This window comes from Jannaschia pohangensis, from assembly GCF_900113875.1.
In the GTDB taxonomy this organism is placed as follows: domain Bacteria; phylum Pseudomonadota; class Alphaproteobacteria; order Rhodobacterales; family Rhodobacteraceae; genus Jannaschia; species Jannaschia pohangensis.
Window position 1 is genome coordinate 1,098,598 of record NZ_FORA01000001.1, and the last position, 17,500, is coordinate 1,116,097.

Below are 17,500 nucleotides of genomic sequence, written 5' to 3' on the forward strand. Positions count from 1 at the left end.
TCATGGCCCGCTTCATTCCCGTTCGCGAAACCATCCTGGCGGGGGCCATCGGCCTTCTGCTGGTCCTTGTCGCATCCCGCTTCCCGGGCTTCGTGGCCCCCGGCAACCTGGCCAATGTGTTAAACGATACCGCCCCGCTCATCATCCTGGCCCTGGGGCAGATGGTGGTGATCCTGACCCGCTGCATCGACCTGTCGGTGGCCGCGAACCTGGCGCTGACCGGCATGGTGGTGGCGATGATCAATGTCGCCATGCCGGACCTGCCGATCCCGGTGATCCTGGCGATTGCCGTGACCCTCGGCGCGCTGATGGGGGCGATCAACGGCATCCTCGTGTGGAAACTCGCCATTCCGCCCATCGTCGTCACCTTGGGCACCATGACGATCTTCCGGGGCATCATCTTCCTGATCTCCGACGGCAAATGGGTGAACAGCCACGAGATGAGCCCCGCCTTCACCGCCTTTCCGCGCGCTGTGATCCTGGGCCTTCCCGTCCTGTCCTGGGCGGCCATCGTCACGGTGATCGTCTTCGCGCTGATGATGGCGCGCACCCCGCTCGGGCGGTCGATCTTTGCCGTGGGCGGCAATCCTCATGCCGCCGTCTATACCGGCATCGACGTGGGCCGGACGCAGTTTCTGGCCTTCGTGATCTCGGGCGCGCTTGCCGGGCTGACCGGATACCTCTGGGTGGCGCGCTATGCCGTGGCCTACGTCGACATCGCGGGCGGGTTCGAGCTTGAGGTCGTGGCCGCCTGCGTCATCGGCGGCATCTCCATCGCGGGGGGCATCGGATCGGTCGGAGGCGCGGTTCTGGGCGCGATCTTCCTTGGGGTGGTCAAGAACGCCCTGCCGGTCATCAACATCTCGCCCTTCTGGCAGCTGGCCATCTCGGGCAGCGCGATCCTGATCGCGGTCGCGTTCAACGCCCGGGCCGGCCGCTCCAAGGGACGGATCATCCTCAAATCCGCCGAGGCCTCTTCATGACCGACACCGCCGCCCCGCACCGCCATGTGCCCGACCGCCTGCAGAGCCGCGCCACCCGCGTGTTCCGCAGTTGGGAGGCGCTGCTTCTGGCCGTGGCCATCGCCATCTTCGTGGTCAACAGCTTCGCCTCGCCCTATTTCCTGAATGCCTGGAACCTGAGCGACGCGACCTTCAACTTCACCGAAAAGGCCATGATCGCCTTCGCCATGGCGCTCCTGATCATCGCCGGAGAGATCGACCTGTCGGTCGCCTCGATCATCGCGCTGGCCAGCACCGCCATGGGCCTTGCCGTGCAATATGGGGCGGGCACCCCGGAACTGGTCGTTATCGGGCTGATGGTCGGCCTGCTGTGCGGGGCCTTCAACGCGGTCTTCGTCACCGTCCTCGGCCTGCCGTCCATCGTGGTGACCATCGGCACCATGAGCCTGTTTCGCGGCATCAGCTTCATCATCCTGGGCGATGATGCCTTCCGCGGCTATCCCGCCAGTTTCTCCTGGTTCGGACAGGGCTACATCTGGTGGGTCTTCACGGTCGAAATGGCGCTCTTCGCCCTGATCGCCGTGATCTACGGGGTGCTTCTGCACAAGACGAACTTCGGACGCGCGGTCTATGCCATCGGCAACAACCCGACCGGCGCGCTCTTCAGCGGGATCCGCGTGCAGCGGGTCAAGTTCATCCTGTTCCTGCTGACGGGCCTGATGTCGGGGGTCGCGGCGATCTGCCTGACGTCGCGCCTGGGCTCCACCCGCCCCAGTATCGCCACCGGCATGGAGCTCGAGGTGGTGACGATGGTCGTCCTGGGCGGCGTCAACATCCTGGGCGGATCGGGGTCGATCCCCGGGGTCGTCATCGCGGCCTTTGTCATGGGGCTGGTCACCTTCGGCCTGGGCCTGTTGAACGTGCCCGGCATCGTCATGTCGATCTTCATCGGCCTGCTGCTGATCGGGGTCATCGCCCTGCCCCGTCTCTGGACGATGGTCGCCAACCGGAGGTCCGCATGACATCGCGCCACGTCTTTCGGATGCGCCTGAACGACGGCATGGCCGATGAATACCGGCGCCGTCACGATGCCATCTGGCCCGAGTTGGTGACCCTGCTGCAGGAGGCGGGGGTCAGCGACTACAGCATCCACCTCGACACCGAAACCGGCCTGTTGATCGGCGTGCTGGAGCGGACCGAGGATCACCGCATGGACAGCCTGCCCGACCATCCCGTGATGCAGAAATGGTGGGCGCATATGGCCGACATCATGGAGACCGGCCCCGACAACGCCCCGGTCGCCGTGCCGCTCCCCCGTCTGTTCCACATGCCATGACCGACCTGCGCCACGTCGCCGTCATCGACATCGGCAAGACCAATGCCAAGCTGGCCCTGGTCGACATGGCCACGCTGACGGAAATCGCCGTGGTCACCCGGCCCAACACGGTCCTGCCCGGTCCGCCCTGGCCGCATTTCGATACCGAAGGGCATTGGGCCTTCCTCCTTGATGCGCTCAAGACCTTTCACCGCGAATACGGCGTCGATGCCATCTCGGTGACGACCCACGGGGCGAGCGTCGCGCTGCTGGACCATCATGGCGATCTGGCCGCGCCGATCCTCGATTACGAGCATCCGATCCCCCCGGAGATCGCCGCCGCCTATGACGCCCTTCGCCCGGCCTTCGACCGGACCGGGTCGCCGCGACTGGCAGGCGGGCTCAATGTCGGCGCGCAGCTTCACTACCAGTTCGCCCAAGTCGCCGACCTGCGCGCCCGCACCGCGCATATCGTCGGCTATCCGCAATACTGGGGCCATCGCCTGACCGGAGTGGCGGCAAACGACGTGACCTCCATCGGGAGCCACACCGACCTGTGGGAGCCGCGGTCGGGTCACCTTTCGACCCTGCCCGCCCGCCTTGGCGTGGCCGACAAGATCGCCCCGGTCCGCAAATCCGGCGATATCCTGGGCACGCTGCGGCCCGACATCGCCGGGACCACAGGCCTGTCCACCGCCACGCCGGTCGTGTGCGGCATCCACGATTCCAATGCCTCGCTCTATCCGCATCTGATGATGCAGCAGGGGCCGTTCTCCGTCGTCTCGACCGGGACCTGGGTGATCGTGATGACCATGCCGGGGGCGGAGGTCTCGCTCGATCCGGCGCGCGATACCCTGATCAACGTCAACGCCCTAGGCGACCCCGTCCCCTCGGCCCGGTTCATGGGAGGGCGGGAGTTCGAGGTGATCCAGGGAGGCCATCCCTTTGCGGCCCGACCGGAGGACGCGCAGGCGGTTCTGGCGGGCGAGGTGATGCTGCTCCCTGCGGTCGAGCCGTCGACCGGTCCCTTTCAGGGCCAGCCCATGCGCTGGCACGGGCCGGAGCCCGCCGCCGGGTCAGGCCCCCGCGCCGTCGCCCTGTCGTGGTATCTGGCACTGATGACGCGCGAATGCCTGACGCTGACAGGTGCCACCGGCCCGACCATCGTCGAAGGCCCTTTCGCGCGGAACCCGCACTACCTCGCCATGCTGTCGGCAGCGGCAGGCAGACCCGTCCTTCGCAGCCAATCCACCACCGGCACCAGCATCGGCGCGGCCCTGCTGTTCGGCGGCGCAAAGGCCCTGACGCTCCCCGACACCATCGCCCCGGCAGACGATGCGACTGACCTTCGCCGCTATGCCGACACCTGGACCCGTCGCGCCAACGCGGATCGCCACAAACCAAACCCTGGTATTGATGGTGCACCCACGCGGCATTGAAGAGCAGTTTCGACCAATGCCGCAAAGTCGTCATTGCAACGCAACCTTCTGAAAACAGGCCAGCAGGTTTCATCACTTGCCGCCTGACAGGTCGCCCTGCCACCTTGGCGGCCAGATGGGTAAGGCTCTCTGCCCCGGCGCACGCACCCGGTCAAAAAAGGGGTTCGGGATGACTGCCAAAGCGCCTTGTGAAAGCTATTGCGGCCCTTTGTATCGATCGGGCGTCGGACTTCCCTACCGATCCCGGCAGCGTAAAGACCTCAACAATCACAGGCAGGAACGCGTGGCTTCCTCCATGTTCAGCACCGTAGACCACTCGAATGGTAAAGATCACTGAAGGCGGAAAACGCACCTTCGCTGCAATATGCGTGGATGCCCGTTGTGCGGACAAAGCCGCCGTTTGATAAGCAAATGCCAATGTCCGTTCTCTGGCATCTGCTTCTAACGCAAGCCCCGATCAAACTTGGTGATTGCCCGCATAGATGCAGTGTTTCACCACCTTCTTTCCAATAGAGCTTCAGCTTCCGATGGAGAAATCGCGTCCAGGCGTGCCAGCACGATGTCGTAGTCTCTATAGTGATCTTCGACAAAGAATGTTTGTGGTGACGCCTCAATCAGCATTTCGCGTTCCTCTGATGGAACATCCAGAAAGACGATAGTGTCGTCTTCTATTCTAGTCCGGGTCAATAGTCGCTTACGAACCTTGAGTGACGGCTCGCCATACGAGATGTCTTCTGCAACTTCGGGCCACTTCAGCGCAATCTCGACAACATCCAGCCATCGCATCGCTCACTCCTGATAGCTTTCTTGGATCGAAATCCACCATATAGTGCCGTTGCCATCTGCGACGCCACCACGGTAGTCGCCATCGCCCGACCGTGTCATCTCCTGCACGATTTGTGCGCCTGCATTGATCGCTCTATCAATTACTGCATCTGCATTGCTGACATAAACATGCACATTTGCCTTGACCTGCTCCCCTGAAAAGCCCCCGGTTTGAGGTGAGCCTGTTCTCCGACAGAGGAGACCGACGATGAAGAGAAGCCGTTTCAGCGAAGAGCAGATCATCTCGATCCTGATGCAGCAGGAGCGCGGCGTTGCGACGGCGGAGCTGTGCCGCGAGCACGGGATCAACTCGGCGACGTTCTACAAGTGGAAGGCGAAGTTCGGCGGGCTCGAAGTCTCGGATGCCCGTAGGCTGAAGGCGCTCGAGGATGAGAACGCAAAGCTGAAGAAGCTGTTGGCCTAGCAGATGTTGGACAACGCGATGCTGCGAGACGTTGCAGCGAAAAAATGGTGACGCCCGCGGCCATGCGGGAGGCCGTGGCGGCAGAGCGCCGTCGGTTCGGCTATCGGCGCGTGCATGTGATGCTGGAACGGCAGGGCTGGCAGGTGAACCAGAAGAAGTTACGGCGGCTCTATCGCGAGGAGAAGCTACAGGTGAGGAAGCGTGGCGGCCGGAAGCGCGCTCTGGGGACACGGCGACCGATGCTGGTGCCCGAGCGGCCCAACGAGCGCTGGAGCCTCGATTTCGTCTCGGACGCCTTCACCGACGGGCGCAGGTTCCGGGTGCGGGCCATCGTGGATGACTTCAGCCGGGAATGCCTGGCACTGGTCGCGGATACGTCTCTCTCGGGGCGCCGTGTCACACGCGAACTGACAGCGGTCATGGCGCGGAGAGGACGGCCCAGAACGATTGTCAGCGACAGTGGCACGGAACTGACCAGTATGGCCGTGCTCCGATGGTGCCGAGAGACCCGCATCGACTGGCACTATATCGCGTCCCACTGCCCGGCAGGGTCATGCGAAGCGTGATCCCGAGAGGGGGCAAACCGATGTAGAACGGTTTTATTGAGAGCTTCAATGGCAGCTTCCGCGATGAGCTTCTCAACGAAATGCTGTTCTCGTCGCTGGCTGAGGCCCGCGAGAAAATCACAGCCTGGAAGGAGGACTACAACCGTCAAAGACCCCACTCATCCCTCGGCAACCTGACGCCCGAGGCATTTGCAACGAAATCGAGACTGGAAACCCAGGCCGCATGAGGCCAGAAATCAATCGACGGATTCTCCCAAAGGCTGGAGGGAAGTCGGGTCTCAGGTCAGATCTTATCCAGGATTTCTGGTGCCCCCACACGGAACCAAGATACTGTATTTATTTGTTTTTCACCGCCTCACTCTACCCCCTATCCCCCCATAATTATTGCGCTTCGTGTCCTGTTCCGTCTTCCCCTGTCCGCCCGCATCTACTAAGCTAGGGTGGATATTTAGGGGGATACAGAATGCGGGCGAGGAACAGGCTTTCCTCACAATTTCTCAAATCCGCGCCCGTGGGGAAGCACTGCGATGGGGCGGGGCTTTGGCTGATCAAGCGAGACGATGGTGGGGCGCAGTGGGTGCTGCGCGTTACCGTCCACGGCAGACGGCGCGAAATGGGCCTGGGCGGCTTTCCTTTGCTGTCTCTGGCAGAGGCGCGCAAGCTGTCCGACCGCTGGCGTAAGATGGCGGCGGCGGGCCGCGACCCGATTTAGGAACGTGAAGCGGCCCAGCGGGCTGCACGGCGTGAAGATATCACGCTTGCTATCTTGACCACCGATGCGTTCGAGGCGCGCAAGGCGGAACTCAAGGGAGATGGAACGGCGGGGCGGTGGCTTTCGCCGTTGAACATTCACGTTCTGCCGAAGCTCGGGCGCGTGCCAGTGACGGACCTCGATCAACGCGATATTCGCGACACGTTAGCCCCCATTTGGCACACCAAGGCCGACACGGCGCGCAAGGCGCTCAACCGGCTATCTCTGGTGCTGCGCCACGCGGCGGCGCTGGGCCTAGATGTGGATTTGCAGGCAACCGAAAAGGCGAAGGCTCTTCTTGGCAAATCGCGTCACGTACCGAAGAACAACCCGTCAATGGCTTGGCAGGATGTGCCAAACTTCTATTCCAGCCTTGAAGAGCCGACGCTAACGCACCTCGCCATGCGCTTGCTCATTCTCAATCCCGGCGTGCGCTCGAAACCGCTGCCCATATCAACCTCGATCAAATCTACGGCGACGTATGGACGGTGCCCGGCGAAGACATGAAAGGCCGCAAGGGCAGAACGCCTGCTTATCGCGTGCCGCTTTCGTCGGAGGCGCAGCGCGTCATTGATCTGGCACGACCGCATGCCCGAAACGGGTTTTTGTTTCCCAACACTCGCGGCGGCGTGATTAGCGACATGACCCTTTCGCGGCATATGGAACGGCGCGGCTTGGAAGCGCGCCCACACGGCTTTAGGGCAAGCCTTCGCACATGGCTGGCCGAAGCGACAGACGCGCCGCACGAAGTGGCCGAAGGGATGCTGGCGCACGTGGTGGATGGAAGCGTGGTCCGGGCCTGTCGGCGCACCGATTACCTTGAGCAGCGCGCAAAGATGGCAGAGCGCTGAGCGGATTACATGACCGGTGGCTCTGCGCAGGCCGTGAAGCTGGTGGAGGCAGTCTGATGAAGCGTGCAGCGGCGATTGGCGGCAACGCGCTATGGGCTGGAGAGACTGAACCGCCAATCTCACGTGAAGCGGCAGGGACAGAATTTGGCGCTGAGATATCCACAGAAGCTTGGTCGATAATCCGCTCCGCCTATGTTAAGCACGCCTTTAGATTGCAAGACTTGGAAGGAACGCGAGACAATAAAAACCCCAACGACACACGGGGTTGGGGCAGGCGGAAGAGAAAGGCCGTCACGGAATTGAACGCTGCACTAAAAGGTTGTGCCGCCATAAACCGCGAATTTCTAGATGAGGCAGATGAACTCTACTCGATGGCGACAGGCGGAAACGCGCATTCTTACGATCTGCGTCGGAGGTTAGAAAGCGTTCATGATGAACTTACGAACATTTTAACAGTTATCGAGCGCGCTGAACCTTTGAGCCGTGAAATACCCTCGGAAGCTGATAGCCGAAGGGAACTAGCGCGCGATGTTTTTGCGGCTTTGGAAAGCGCTGGTGCGAATCTTTCAAACGGTTGGACGTTAAGCCAGGCCAACCCAAGTCACGCTGACTTAACCGGATTCGAAAAGCTGATTGAACTGCTAGAAATTCACACTGGCGACACGCCAGAGGCAAACGCAAAATGGCTCCGCGAGGCGCTGGCACAAAGAAGGTGACGCGGCATCACCAAAGCCCGGCTTAGAGCAGGCGAACGTTTCCCGACATCATCGCATCATCCAAACCACGAAAGGATGGATGCGACATGCAAACCTATCTCACCCTCACGGAATTGCGCAGAAAGCTCGGCAATCGCTCACGCAGCGCAATCTATGCTGACCTCGCTGCGGGTCGCTTGCCCCAGCCGATCAAGCTGGGGGGCCGCATCTATTGGCCGGAAGGCGATATTGATGCGCACCTGCGCGACTTGAACCAACAGGCCACTTGATATGAGCGGCGCAAATGAAATGGCCCGGAACCTGTTGGCGCAGGAACCGGGCCGGAATTATCGCCATGCGATAGCGGCGGACACCCAGAAAATAGCACGCCCGATACGCCAGCGCCACAATAGCGGCACGTCTAATCGCATCACACCCAGCGCAGGCGAGACTTTCCGCATCATGGCGGCGGGCCGCAAATGCTGGGCGGTCGAAGAACTACGCCGCGTAGGTGCGCGGCGATGCACGCCTATCGGCAAAACTATGCTGCGCTCCGGCGCGTCCTTCGACTTGAACGGGGGTGCAGTATGACTCGTCTCCAAATCCTGCGCCTACGTGTAACGCACGGCCTGACCGAGGCGCAGGCACACGCTCTGGCCGTCCTGATATGGGGGGCCAAGCAATGACCGATGCTTGCGACCTGACACAGGCGCTGGGCGGCAAGTGGTATCATAGATACGGGACGGCACCCTGCCCCGTATGCCAGCCCCAGCGCAAAAAGGGCCAGACCGCCCTAACCATTGCCAATGGGCGCACCGGGCGGCTGGTGCTGGACTGCAAAAAAACCGGCTGCGCCTTTTTCGACATTCTGGCAGCGGCAGGGCTGCGCTCGGGAGATTACACGCCCCCCGAACCGGCAGCGCTGGCCCTACGCGATGCGGAACGTCGGGCGGATATTCGGCAGCGGGCGTTGCAGGCGTCTCGCCAGTGGAAAGAGGCGCAGCCCATCATGGGCACGCTTGCGGAAACCTATCTGCGAACTGCTCGGGGCATCACATGCGACTTGCCCCAGACTTTGCGCTTTCACGGCTCTTGCTGGCATGGGCCAACGGCAAATGAATATCCGGCGCTCGTGGCGCTGGTGGAGGGCAGCGACGGCGTGGCCGTGCATCGGACCTATTTGCGCGCCGATGGCATGGAAAAGGCCGATATCGCCCCGGCAAAGATGATGCTGGGCGCGACCACAGGGGGCGCTGTCCGGCTCAATCAAGGGCCTGGGCCGCTGGTGGTAGCAGAGGGCATAGAAACCGCCCTTACCCTTGCCTCTGGTCTGCTGCGCGGCCCTGCAACTGTCTGGGCAGCACTATCGACGTCCGGCATCCGGGGGCTGCGTCTTCCTCACGCGACGGGACGTCTGACAATTGCGCCCGATGGCGACACGCCGGGCCGCGAAGCGGTAAATGAACTAGCAAGGCGTGCGCAAGCTCTGGGTTGGCAAGTCTCCCTGTTCCCCGCGCACATCGGGCGCGACTGGAACGATATTCTTATGATGAGCGGGGAAAACGGATGAACGCGCCACAACCGATCCCGTTTGAGCCGGAACCACCGCAACCTTTGGTGCGGACCATCGCCCCAGGTGAAACCTATCCCGTCGAGGCGCTGGGGCCTTTACGCGCCGCCGTGGAAGCCGTGCAGGGTATGACCCAGGCCCCTATGGCAATTCCTGCGCAATCAGCCTTGGCGGTCGCGTCTCTTGCAGTGCAGGGCTTTGCCGATGTGGAAACACTGGGCGGTCCGCGTGCGGTGTCGCTCTATGCACTGACCATCGCGTGCAGCGGTGAACGGAAATCGGCGTGCGACGCCCCATTGATGGCGGCGCTGCGGGACCATGAACGCAAACAGGCGAAAACTCAGCGCGATGAGATGCAAAGCTGGACCAATGCGCACGCCCTTTGGAAAGGCGTGCGCGACCGCATCCTTGCCGAAGCAAGAAAAGGCAAAGGCGAAAAGCGCGAAGCCGCGCAAGCCGAGCTTAATGCGCTGGGGACAGAACCCAGCGCGCCCCCATCGACTGACCGCACGGTGTCCGAACCGACGTTCGAGGGGCTCACGAAACTCTTTGCGACCGGCCAGCCCAGCCTTGGCCTTTTCTCGGACGAAGGCGGGCAGTTTTTAGGCGGGCACGCCATGAACAGCGAAAACAGGCAGAAGACATTGGCCGCGCTCAATGACCTCTGGCAGGGCAACCCCATACGGCGCACGTGCTCCGGCGACGGACATGCGACGCTATTCGGGCGGCGGCTGGCAGTGCATTTGATGGTTCAACCGACCGTGGCGCGCATCTTTCTGGCCGATCCACTGGCGGCGGATACCGGCTTTCTGCCCCGCTTCCTAATGTGCGAACCGCCCAGCGCAATCGGCACTCGGATGCAGGCGAACGCGCGGCAGGACGATATGGCCTTGGCCGATTTTTCCGACCGGCTGCGCAGCATCCTCGACACCTCCATGCCAATGGACGAAGACACCCGCGAATTGCAGCCGCGCATCCTGCGCCTTGCCCCAGACGCCCGCATGTTGCTGTCAGGCTTTTCGGATGCGATCGAGGCGGCGCAGGCCCCCCTGGGCGACCTCGCGCATATCACGGGCACCGCATCAAAGGCTGCGGAACAGGCCGCGCGCATTGGGGGCGTCCTGACTCTATGGGCGGATGTGGACGCGGCGCTGGTCAAGGCCGACGTGATGGCTGACGCGATTGCTTTGGCGCAATTCTATCTGTCAGAAGCATCACGGCTTGCCAGTGCGGCGGCCATGTCTGCGGAAATCGACATGGCAGAGACGCTGCGCAAATGGTTGCTGAACAGTTGGCTGCATTCGGACGTGATGGTGCGGGATGTGGTGCAAATGGGGCCAAACGCCATGCGTGAGACTCCGAAGGCGGGCGCCGCTATGGGCATCCTAGAAAAACATGGCTGGCTCGTGCGACTGGACGCGGGCGCGGTGGTGCGCGGATCAGCGCGGGCCGAAGCGTGGCACATCGTGAAGGGGGGCGGCTACGTGGTTTGACGCATCCGCTGCACTGACGGAACTCGGCGGCGGTCATTATGACCACGTATTGGCTGCTGCTACACCCGCTACACCGGCTACATTCCGCCCCGGTGTAGCAAAAGTAGCGGATGTAGCGCGCGCCCCTAAATCGCTGGCGATAAACAGATGGGGCGCAGGTCCGTCCCATCTGCTCAGTATCCCAAACACATGTGCGACGTGCGGAGTAGCTGACTGGACTGTCAGCCTCACAGAACCTGATGGCCGAAAGCTGCATGTCGCGTGCTGGAAGGCAGAAATTACAGAAAGGATGCAAAATGGTGAATGACCTCGACAAACAAGACAATTGGGCCGCGAAAATGCGGGCACGAAAGCCGCCCAGCGTCGGTCTGGACTGGAGGCCCGATAACACTCTCAACCTATCGCTTAGCGGCGACTGGGCACGCATCTTCAAGGCATCCGGCAATGTATCGGTGTCCAATGGTCTTATGGCACAGGCGGCGATTCTTGGTTCACAGGGCAAGCGGACGGACCAAGAGGCGACCAACTTTGTCACGGGCTACGTGGATGCGATGGCTCCCCAAGACGCAGCTGAGGCCTTGCTGCTAACCCAGATGGCCGCAACGCATCAGGCCACGTTGATGCTGGCGCGACGCCGGAACGATGCGGAGACGTTGCCGCAACAAGACGCCGCCGAACGAGCGCTAAACAAGCTGGCGCGCACCTACGCTGCGCAAATGGAAACTTTAAAGCGGTATCGCTCGAAGGGGCAGCAAACTGTTCGCGTCGAACGTGTCAACGTGGAGAGCGGCGGACAAGCGATTGTGGGGAACGTCGAGACGGGGGGAGCGTGCAGGAGAACAGGCTAGGCGCTTGCGGACATTGAGAGGTGCAAAGTTGGGCATAGCCTTTGCAGTTTTACGATTGAAGTGCGCGCGCAACGCGGCAAAGGTGTCGGGATGATTGATGCACAAAACACTATGGACGTTGCAGAATTCATCACGCGCTGGGCGGCATCCGGTGGCAGTGAGCGCGCCAATTTCCAGACCTTCGCGAATGAACTGTGCGGGATATTGGGCGTGCCACGCCCCGATCCCGCCACGCAGCACGCGCCCAGCGATGCTTACTGCTTCGAACGCCCGGTCACTTTCATTCACACCGGCAGTCAATCGCGCGGCTTTATCGACCTCTACCGTGCCGGGCATTTCGTGATGGAGGCCAAGCAAGGCACCGATGGGAAGGCCAACCCGAAAACAGATCAGGCGGAACTGATCCCCGACCTGCCGCGCGCCACCCGTGTCGGACATGGCAAGCGCGGCACCCAGCAATGGGCGCTGGCCATGATGGGTGCGAAAGCCCAGGCGGATGGATACGCCCGCGCCGTGTCACGGGATGATGGCTGGCCACCTTTCCTGATGGTGGTGGACGTAGGCCATGTGATCGAACTCTACGCTGACTTTTCGGGACAAGGCCAAGGATACACACAGTTTCCCGATGGTCGCCGCTACCGCATCACGATGGACGATCTGCGGAACGAAGCCACGCGGGACTTGCTCCGCATGATCTGGACCGATCCCATGGCGCTGGACCCTTCGCGGACGGCGGCACGTGTGACGCGCGAGGTAGCGGACCGGCTGGCCGCCCTTGGCCGGTCCTTCGAGGGTCAGGGTCATGCGCCCGAAACCGTTGCCAACTTCCTGATGCGATGCCTGTTCACCATGTTTGCCGAGGATGTGGACTTGATCCCGGCTGACAGCTTCACGGATCTGCTGACCAAGTTGCGAGGGCACCCCGAACATGCAGCCCCATCGCTCAAGGCGCTATGGGAGACCATGAATACCGGCGGCTTTTCCGCCGTCCTGACGACCGACCTCAAGAAATTCAACGGCGGCCTGTTCAAGGATGCTGAGGCCCTGCCCCTATCCAACGTGCAACTGTCCCTGCTGATCGACGCGGCACAATGCGACTGGCGCGAGGTGGAGCCCGCGATTTTCGGCACCCTGCTGGAACGCGCGTTGGACAAGAAACAGCGCCACAAGCTGGGCGCGCATTACACGCCGCGCGCCTATGTCGAACGGCTTGTGGTGCCCACCATCATGGAACCCTTGCGCGCCGATTGGGCCGATGTGCAGGCCGCCGCCCTGACCTTGGCCAAACAGGGCAAGGAGGACGCCGCGCGCGATGTGGTGCGCGATTTCCACCGGCAGCTTTGCGAAACCACGGTGCTGGACCCGGCCTGTGGATCGGGCAATTTCCTGTACGTGGCCCTCGAACTGATGAAGCGGCTGGAAGGGGAAGTGACGGCCCTGCTGGCCGAACTGGGCGAAGATCAAAGCGCACTGTCGCTGGCGGGCTACACCGTGGACCCGCACCAGTTTCTGGGCATCGAACTGAACCCCTGGGCGGCGGCGGTGGCCGAACTGGTGCTGTGGATCGGCTATCTGCAATGGCACTTCCGCACCCACGGCACGGCCAGCCCGTCGGAGCCTGTGCTGCGCGATTTCCACAATATCGAAAACCGCGATGCCGTGCTGACCTACACCGGCACCACGCCCCGGCTGGACGAGGCGGGCGCGCCCGTGACCCGGTGGGATGGCGTCACCAAGACGCGCCACCCGGTGACCGGAGAGGACGTGCCCGACCCCCAGGCCCGCGTGCCGGTGCTGGACTATGCCGCGCCCAAACCCGCGCAATGGCCGCGCGCCGATTTCATCGTGGGCAATCCGCCGTTCATCGGGGCCAGCCGGATGCGCGACGCCCTTGGCGACGGCTATGCGGAGGCGTTGTGGAAAGCCTATCCCAAGATGCCGCAAAGCGCGGATTTCGTCATGTTCTGGTGGGAAAAGGCGGCGCTGGCGACCCGTGGGTGGAAACCGGCGACCGCCAAGGCAAAAGCCAGGGGCACCCGCCGCATGGGGCTGATCACGACCAATTCCCTGCGGCAGACGTTCAACCGCAAGGTGCTGGCCCCGCATATGGCCGACCCGAAAACGCCCCTGTCCCTGACCTACGCCATTCCCGATCACCCTTGGGTGGATGCGGGCGATGGGGCGGCGGTGCGTATCGCCATGACCGTGGGGCGGTTGGGCAACCATCCGGGGCGGTTGTTGACCGTGGACCGCGAACAGAAGAGCGAGGCGGAGGCCGAAGGGCGCGCCGTGTCCCTGTCCGTCGAGAAGGGCAAGATTTTCGCCAACCTGCGGATTGGGGCAGATGTGGCGGGGGCCAAGCCACTCAAGGCGAATGATGGAATTTCCTCACCCGGCGTGAAGCTGCACGGCGCGGGCTTCATCGTGACGCCAGCCGAGGCAAGGGCGCTTGGTCTGGGCACCGTGCCGGGCCTCGAAAACCATATCCGCGACTATCGCAACGGCCGCGACCTGACCGCAACCCCGCGCGGGGTTATGGTCATCGACCTGTTCGGTCTGTCTGAAAAAGAGGTCCGCGAACGGTTCCCGGCAGTCTATCAGCATGTATTCGACCGGGTGAAACCAGAGCGCGATGAACGGGCGAAAAACTCGAAAGATAGTGCGGCATATGCAAGACTCTGGTGGCTCCACGGGAAGCCACGACAAATGTTGCGCCCGGCGCTGCAGGGCTTGCCGCGATACATCGCCACCGTTGAGACCACCAAGCACCGGACGTTCCAATTTCTTGGTTCCAACACCCTGCCGGACAACATGCTGATCGCAATCGGTAGCGACGACGCCGCTATGATTTCGATTTTATCGTCGCGAGTGCATGTCGCATGGGCGCTGACCGCTGGCGGGCGTCTCGGATTCGGGAATGACCCACGATACAACAAATCAAAGTGCTTCGACCCCTTCCCCTTCCCCGACCTCACCGACCCCCAGCGTACCCGCCTGCGCGCCTTGGGCGAAGAACTCGACGCCCATCGCAAGGCCCAACAGGCGCAGCACCCTAAGCTGACCCTGACGCAGATGTATAACGTGCTTGAAAAGCTGCGCGCGGGCGAAACCATCGAAGGAAAGGACCGCGAAACCTACGACCAGGGCCTGATCGGCATCCTGCGCGACATCCACGACCGGATCGACGCCGCCGTGGCCGACGCCTACGGCTGGCCCGCCGATCTGTCCGACGACGACATCCTGCACCGCCTTGTGGACCTCAACCGCGAACGCGCCGCCGAGGAAGCGCAGGGACACATCCGCTGGCTGCGCCCCGAGTATCAGAACCCGGCGGGCACGCAGGCAGAGGCCAAGGGCAAGACCGCCGACATGGACCTTGGCCCCAAGGCTGCCGCCGACAAGCCCGCCTTCCCCAAGGCCCTGCCCGACCAGATCGCCGCCGTCCGCGAAGCGCTCTCCGATCTGGGCCAGGCCACCCCCGAACAGGTCGCCCGCCAATTCAAGCGGGGCCGCGCCGCGACAGTGCAACCGCTTCTGGACAGCCTGACCGCCCTGGGACAGGCGCAGGTGGTGGACGGTGGACGCTATGCGATGTGACACACCCGGGGGGGACGAAGATGAAAGCTGACGCTGACCCCATGCAAAGCGCCCATGGCGCACCCAGATGCACCGCCAAATCGAAGCGCACCGGCAACCCCTGCCGTGCCCCCGCCGTTCGCGGCTGCACCGTTTGTCGAATGCACGGCGCGCGGGGTAGCGCGAAGCCCGGCACGGCGCATCCGAACTGGAAACACGGCGGGCGCAGCGGCGACATGGTGAACCTGCGCAAGCTGGCGAACGCGCTGAGCCGCGAAACGCGCAACCTGGCTGATGGCATGGACTAGGCCCACCCGCAGAGGCATCAAAGCATCTAGGGTGGATAATTAGGGGGATGGATCACAACCCATTTCAGGACTTACCGTTATAAATCAGTATTTTATGTGATTTATTTGGTGCCCCCACACGGACTCGAACCGCGGACCTACTGATTACAAATCAGTTGCTCTACCAGCTGAGCTATAGGGGCACTGCCGGTCATTTAACCTTGTCGGCGCGTGCCAGCAAGAGGACTGCGACCAATCCGACGCAAGTTATCACCAGGGCCGCCGGGGCGGCTTGGGACAGGCGTTCCAGCGACGCCTGATCGTGGACCCGGGTCGCCAATGTGTCGAACCCGAAGGGCCGCAGCAGAAGCGTCGCGGGCAATTCCTTGACGCTGTCCACGAAGACCAGAAGCAGGGCCATGGCGATGGAGCTGCGCATCAGCGGCAGATGGATCGCCCGCAGCGTGGCCCCCGGCCCGCGCCCGAGCGACCGCGCGGCCAAGGGCAACGAGGGCGGGATCCGACCCAGGGCCGCGTCCGCCGCCCCCTGACCGATGGCGAAGAACCGAACGACATAGGCAAAGACCAGTGCCGCCGAGCTACCCGTCAGGATCAGCCCCGGGTCCCATCCGGTCAGCGCCAGGACCGCGTCCGCCACCCGGTTGTCGAACGCCGCCAGCGGGATCAACACGCCCAGCCCCAGAACCGCACCGGGGGCAGCGTATCCCACGGTCGTCACCGGTAGCAAAAGGCGCGGCAGGGTCCGCCCCGCCATCCGCACGCCGTAGGTCATGAACAGGGCAAGCCCGACACAGAGGACCGAGGCCGCGCCCGCGACCACCAGCGTGTTCAGGATCGCCCGTACCAACCCCGGGGCCAGCCAGCCGTCAGCGGCCACCACCGCGTGCCAAAGCATCACCGACGCCGGAAAGACGAAGCCCAACAGGACCGGCAACAGGCACACCGCGAAGGCGGCCCACCCCGCGCGGCCCGTCAGCACCATGCGGGTGACGGGGCGCTGCGACCGGGGTGCCTGCCAGAAGCGGCGCCGCGCGCGCGATTGCCGCTCGATCCAGACGAGGCCCGCGATCAGGACCAGCACCACACAGGCGATCTGCGCCGCGCCGCCCGCGTTGCCCCCCGACAGCCAGGTCGTGAAGATGCCCGTGGTCAGGGTCTGGACGCCGAAAAAATCGACGGTGCCGAAGTCGTTGACCGCCTCCATCATGGCGACCGCCGTCCCTGCCGCGATGGCGGGCCGGGCGAGCGGCAGGCCGACGCGCAGGAACCTCTGCCACGGCCCCGCGCCCAGGGCCCGAGCGACTTCGTAGCCGGCCCCCGACTGTTCGGAAAAGGCGGCGCGCGCCAGAAGATAGACATACGGATAGAGCGACAGCCCGATCACCAGCACCGCGAAAGGCAGCGACCGGATCTTGGGAAAGCTGTAGTCGGCGGCGCTCGACCAGTCGAAGGTCGCCCGCAACGCCACCTGAAGCGGCCCCGCGTAGTCGAGGAAATCGACCAGCGCATAGGCACCGACATAGGCCGGGATCGCCAGCGGCATCAGCAGCGCCGAGGCCAGCCAGCGCCGCCCCGGAAACTCGTGCATCGCCACCAGCCAGGCCGTCCCCGTCCCCAGAACCGCCGCCAGCGCGCCCACCCCCGCCATCAGGATCAGCGTTGTCGCGATATAGCGCGGCAGGACCGTATCCATCAGATGCGGCCAGATATTCTGGGTCGGTAAGGCCGCCAGCCAGAACACTGCGACAATCGGCACAAGGACCAGCGCGGCAATTGCCACGGCCCCCGCCGACCACAGGTCCGGCTTGATCCGAGTGTTTCCGTCAGACATACACCCGCGCTAGAGGATTGGCGTTTGCCTGTCCAGCGGGGCATCG

16 protein-coding genes, 1 tRNA gene and 1 pseudogene are annotated in these 17,500 nt (G+C 63.1%); 15 read left to right on the forward strand and 3 right to left on the reverse strand.

Translation table 11 applies throughout. The features are described from left to right. Positions 1-2: 2 nt before the first annotated feature. From BM002_RS05515 to BM002_RS05530, 4 genes are read left to right on the forward strand one after another with little or no spacing between them, the layout of a single operon-like run. A complete protein-coding gene (locus BM002_RS05515; RefSeq protein WP_092778048.1) occupies positions 3-983 on the forward strand; it encodes an ABC transporter permease in 981 nt (326 codons plus the stop codon). Continuing rightward, entirely contained in the window at positions 980-1,984 is a 1,005-nt protein-coding gene (locus BM002_RS05520; RefSeq protein ID WP_092778050.1) for an ABC transporter permease, read from the forward strand. The genes BM002_RS05515 and BM002_RS05520 overlap by 4 nt, the downstream gene beginning before the upstream one ends. Beyond that, positions 1,981-2,298, forward strand: coding sequence for an L-rhamnose mutarotase (gene rhaM / locus BM002_RS05525; RefSeq protein ID WP_092778052.1), 318 nt, complete (start codon positions 1,981-1,983; stop codon positions 2,296-2,298). The genes BM002_RS05520 and rhaM overlap by 4 nt, the downstream gene beginning before the upstream one ends. Next, positions 2,295-3,716 carry an FGGY-family carbohydrate kinase gene (locus BM002_RS05530; protein ID WP_092778054.1) on the forward strand — a complete coding sequence of 474 codons (1,422 nt, stop codon included), beginning with the start codon at positions 2,295-2,297 and terminating at the stop codon, positions 3,714-3,716. Before rhaM ends, BM002_RS05530 begins: the two co-directional genes overlap by 4 nt. A gap of 492 nt (positions 3,717-4,208) precedes the next feature. Here the strand turns inward: BM002_RS05530 and BM002_RS05535 are convergent, their stop codons facing one another. Beyond that, a complete protein-coding gene (locus tag BM002_RS05535) occupies positions 4,209-4,502 on the reverse strand; it encodes an MmcQ/YjbR family DNA-binding protein (protein ID WP_092778056.1) in 294 nt (97 codons plus the stop codon). A gap of 247 nt (positions 4,503-4,749) precedes the next feature. On the opposite strand from BM002_RS05535, the pseudogene BM002_RS05540 reads away from it, so the two are divergent. The 11 genes and pseudogenes from BM002_RS05540 to BM002_RS05575 all read left to right on the forward strand — a co-directional run bounded on the left by BM002_RS05540 (position 4,750) and on the right by BM002_RS05575 (position 15,623). Further along, positions 4,750-5,758 (forward strand): annotated as a pseudogene (locus BM002_RS05540) (IS3 family transposase). A 284-nt stretch (positions 5,759-6,042) separates the two neighbouring features. Then, positions 6,043-6,243 (forward strand): Arm DNA-binding domain-containing protein, encoded by a 201-nt coding sequence (locus BM002_RS19685; protein WP_342707295.1) that lies wholly within the window; start codon positions 6,043-6,045, stop codon positions 6,241-6,243. A 54-nt stretch (positions 6,244-6,297) separates the two neighbouring features. After that, the gene (locus BM002_RS19690; RefSeq protein ID WP_342707296.1) at positions 6,298-6,789 is read left to right on the forward strand and encodes a phage integrase central domain-containing protein; all 492 of its coding nucleotides are present in this window, start codon (positions 6,298-6,300) and stop codon (positions 6,787-6,789) included. Beyond that, on the forward strand, positions 6,786-7,133 hold the full coding sequence (locus BM002_RS19695; RefSeq protein ID WP_342707297.1) for a tyrosine-type recombinase/integrase: 348 nt from the start codon (positions 6,786-6,788) through the stop codon (positions 7,131-7,133). Before BM002_RS19690 ends, BM002_RS19695 begins: the two co-directional genes overlap by 4 nt. Before the next feature lie 56 nt (positions 7,134-7,189). Next, complete coding sequence (locus BM002_RS18995; protein ID WP_139212281.1) at positions 7,190-7,849, forward strand: hypothetical protein; 660 nt, start codon at positions 7,190-7,192, stop codon at positions 7,847-7,849. A gap of 86 nt (positions 7,850-7,935) precedes the next feature. Further along, positions 7,936-8,118 (forward strand): helix-turn-helix transcriptional regulator, encoded by a 183-nt coding sequence (locus BM002_RS05550; RefSeq protein ID WP_092778058.1) that lies wholly within the window; start codon positions 7,936-7,938, stop codon positions 8,116-8,118. 392 nt (positions 8,119-8,510) lie between these two features. Next, positions 8,511-9,398, forward strand: a complete 888-nt coding sequence (locus BM002_RS05555) for a DUF7146 domain-containing protein (protein ID WP_092778059.1) — start codon at positions 8,511-8,513, stop codon at positions 9,396-9,398. Beyond that, entirely contained in the window at positions 9,395-10,891 is a 1,497-nt protein-coding gene (locus BM002_RS05560) for a YfjI family protein (protein WP_092778061.1), read from the forward strand. The genes BM002_RS05555 and BM002_RS05560 overlap by 4 nt, the downstream gene beginning before the upstream one ends. Before the next feature lie 299 nt (positions 10,892-11,190). Then, entirely contained in the window at positions 11,191-11,739 is a 549-nt protein-coding gene (locus BM002_RS05565) for a YjbH domain-containing protein (RefSeq protein WP_139212282.1), read from the forward strand. Positions 11,740-11,850: 111 nt separating this feature from the next. Beyond that, a complete protein-coding gene (locus BM002_RS05570) occupies positions 11,851-15,336 on the forward strand; it encodes a class I SAM-dependent DNA methyltransferase (protein WP_092778065.1) in 3,486 nt (1,161 codons plus the stop codon). Between the two features lie 20 nt (positions 15,337-15,356). Continuing rightward, positions 15,357-15,623: a hypothetical protein gene (locus BM002_RS05575; protein ID WP_092778067.1), complete on the forward strand. Its 267-nt coding sequence runs from the start codon at positions 15,357-15,359 to the stop codon at positions 15,621-15,623. A 106-nt stretch (positions 15,624-15,729) separates the two neighbouring features. On the opposite strand, the gene BM002_RS05580 is transcribed toward BM002_RS05575, so the two are convergent. Together BM002_RS05580 and BM002_RS05585 are read right to left on the reverse strand one after the other, a co-directional pair. Continuing rightward, positions 15,730-15,805 (reverse strand) — tRNA-Thr (locus BM002_RS05580). 8 nt (positions 15,806-15,813) lie between these two features. Then, on the reverse strand, positions 15,814-17,454 hold the full coding sequence (locus tag BM002_RS05585) for an ABC transporter permease (protein ID WP_092778069.1): 1,641 nt from the start codon (positions 17,452-17,454) through the stop codon (positions 15,814-15,816). Positions 17,455-17,500 lie beyond the last annotated feature (46 nt).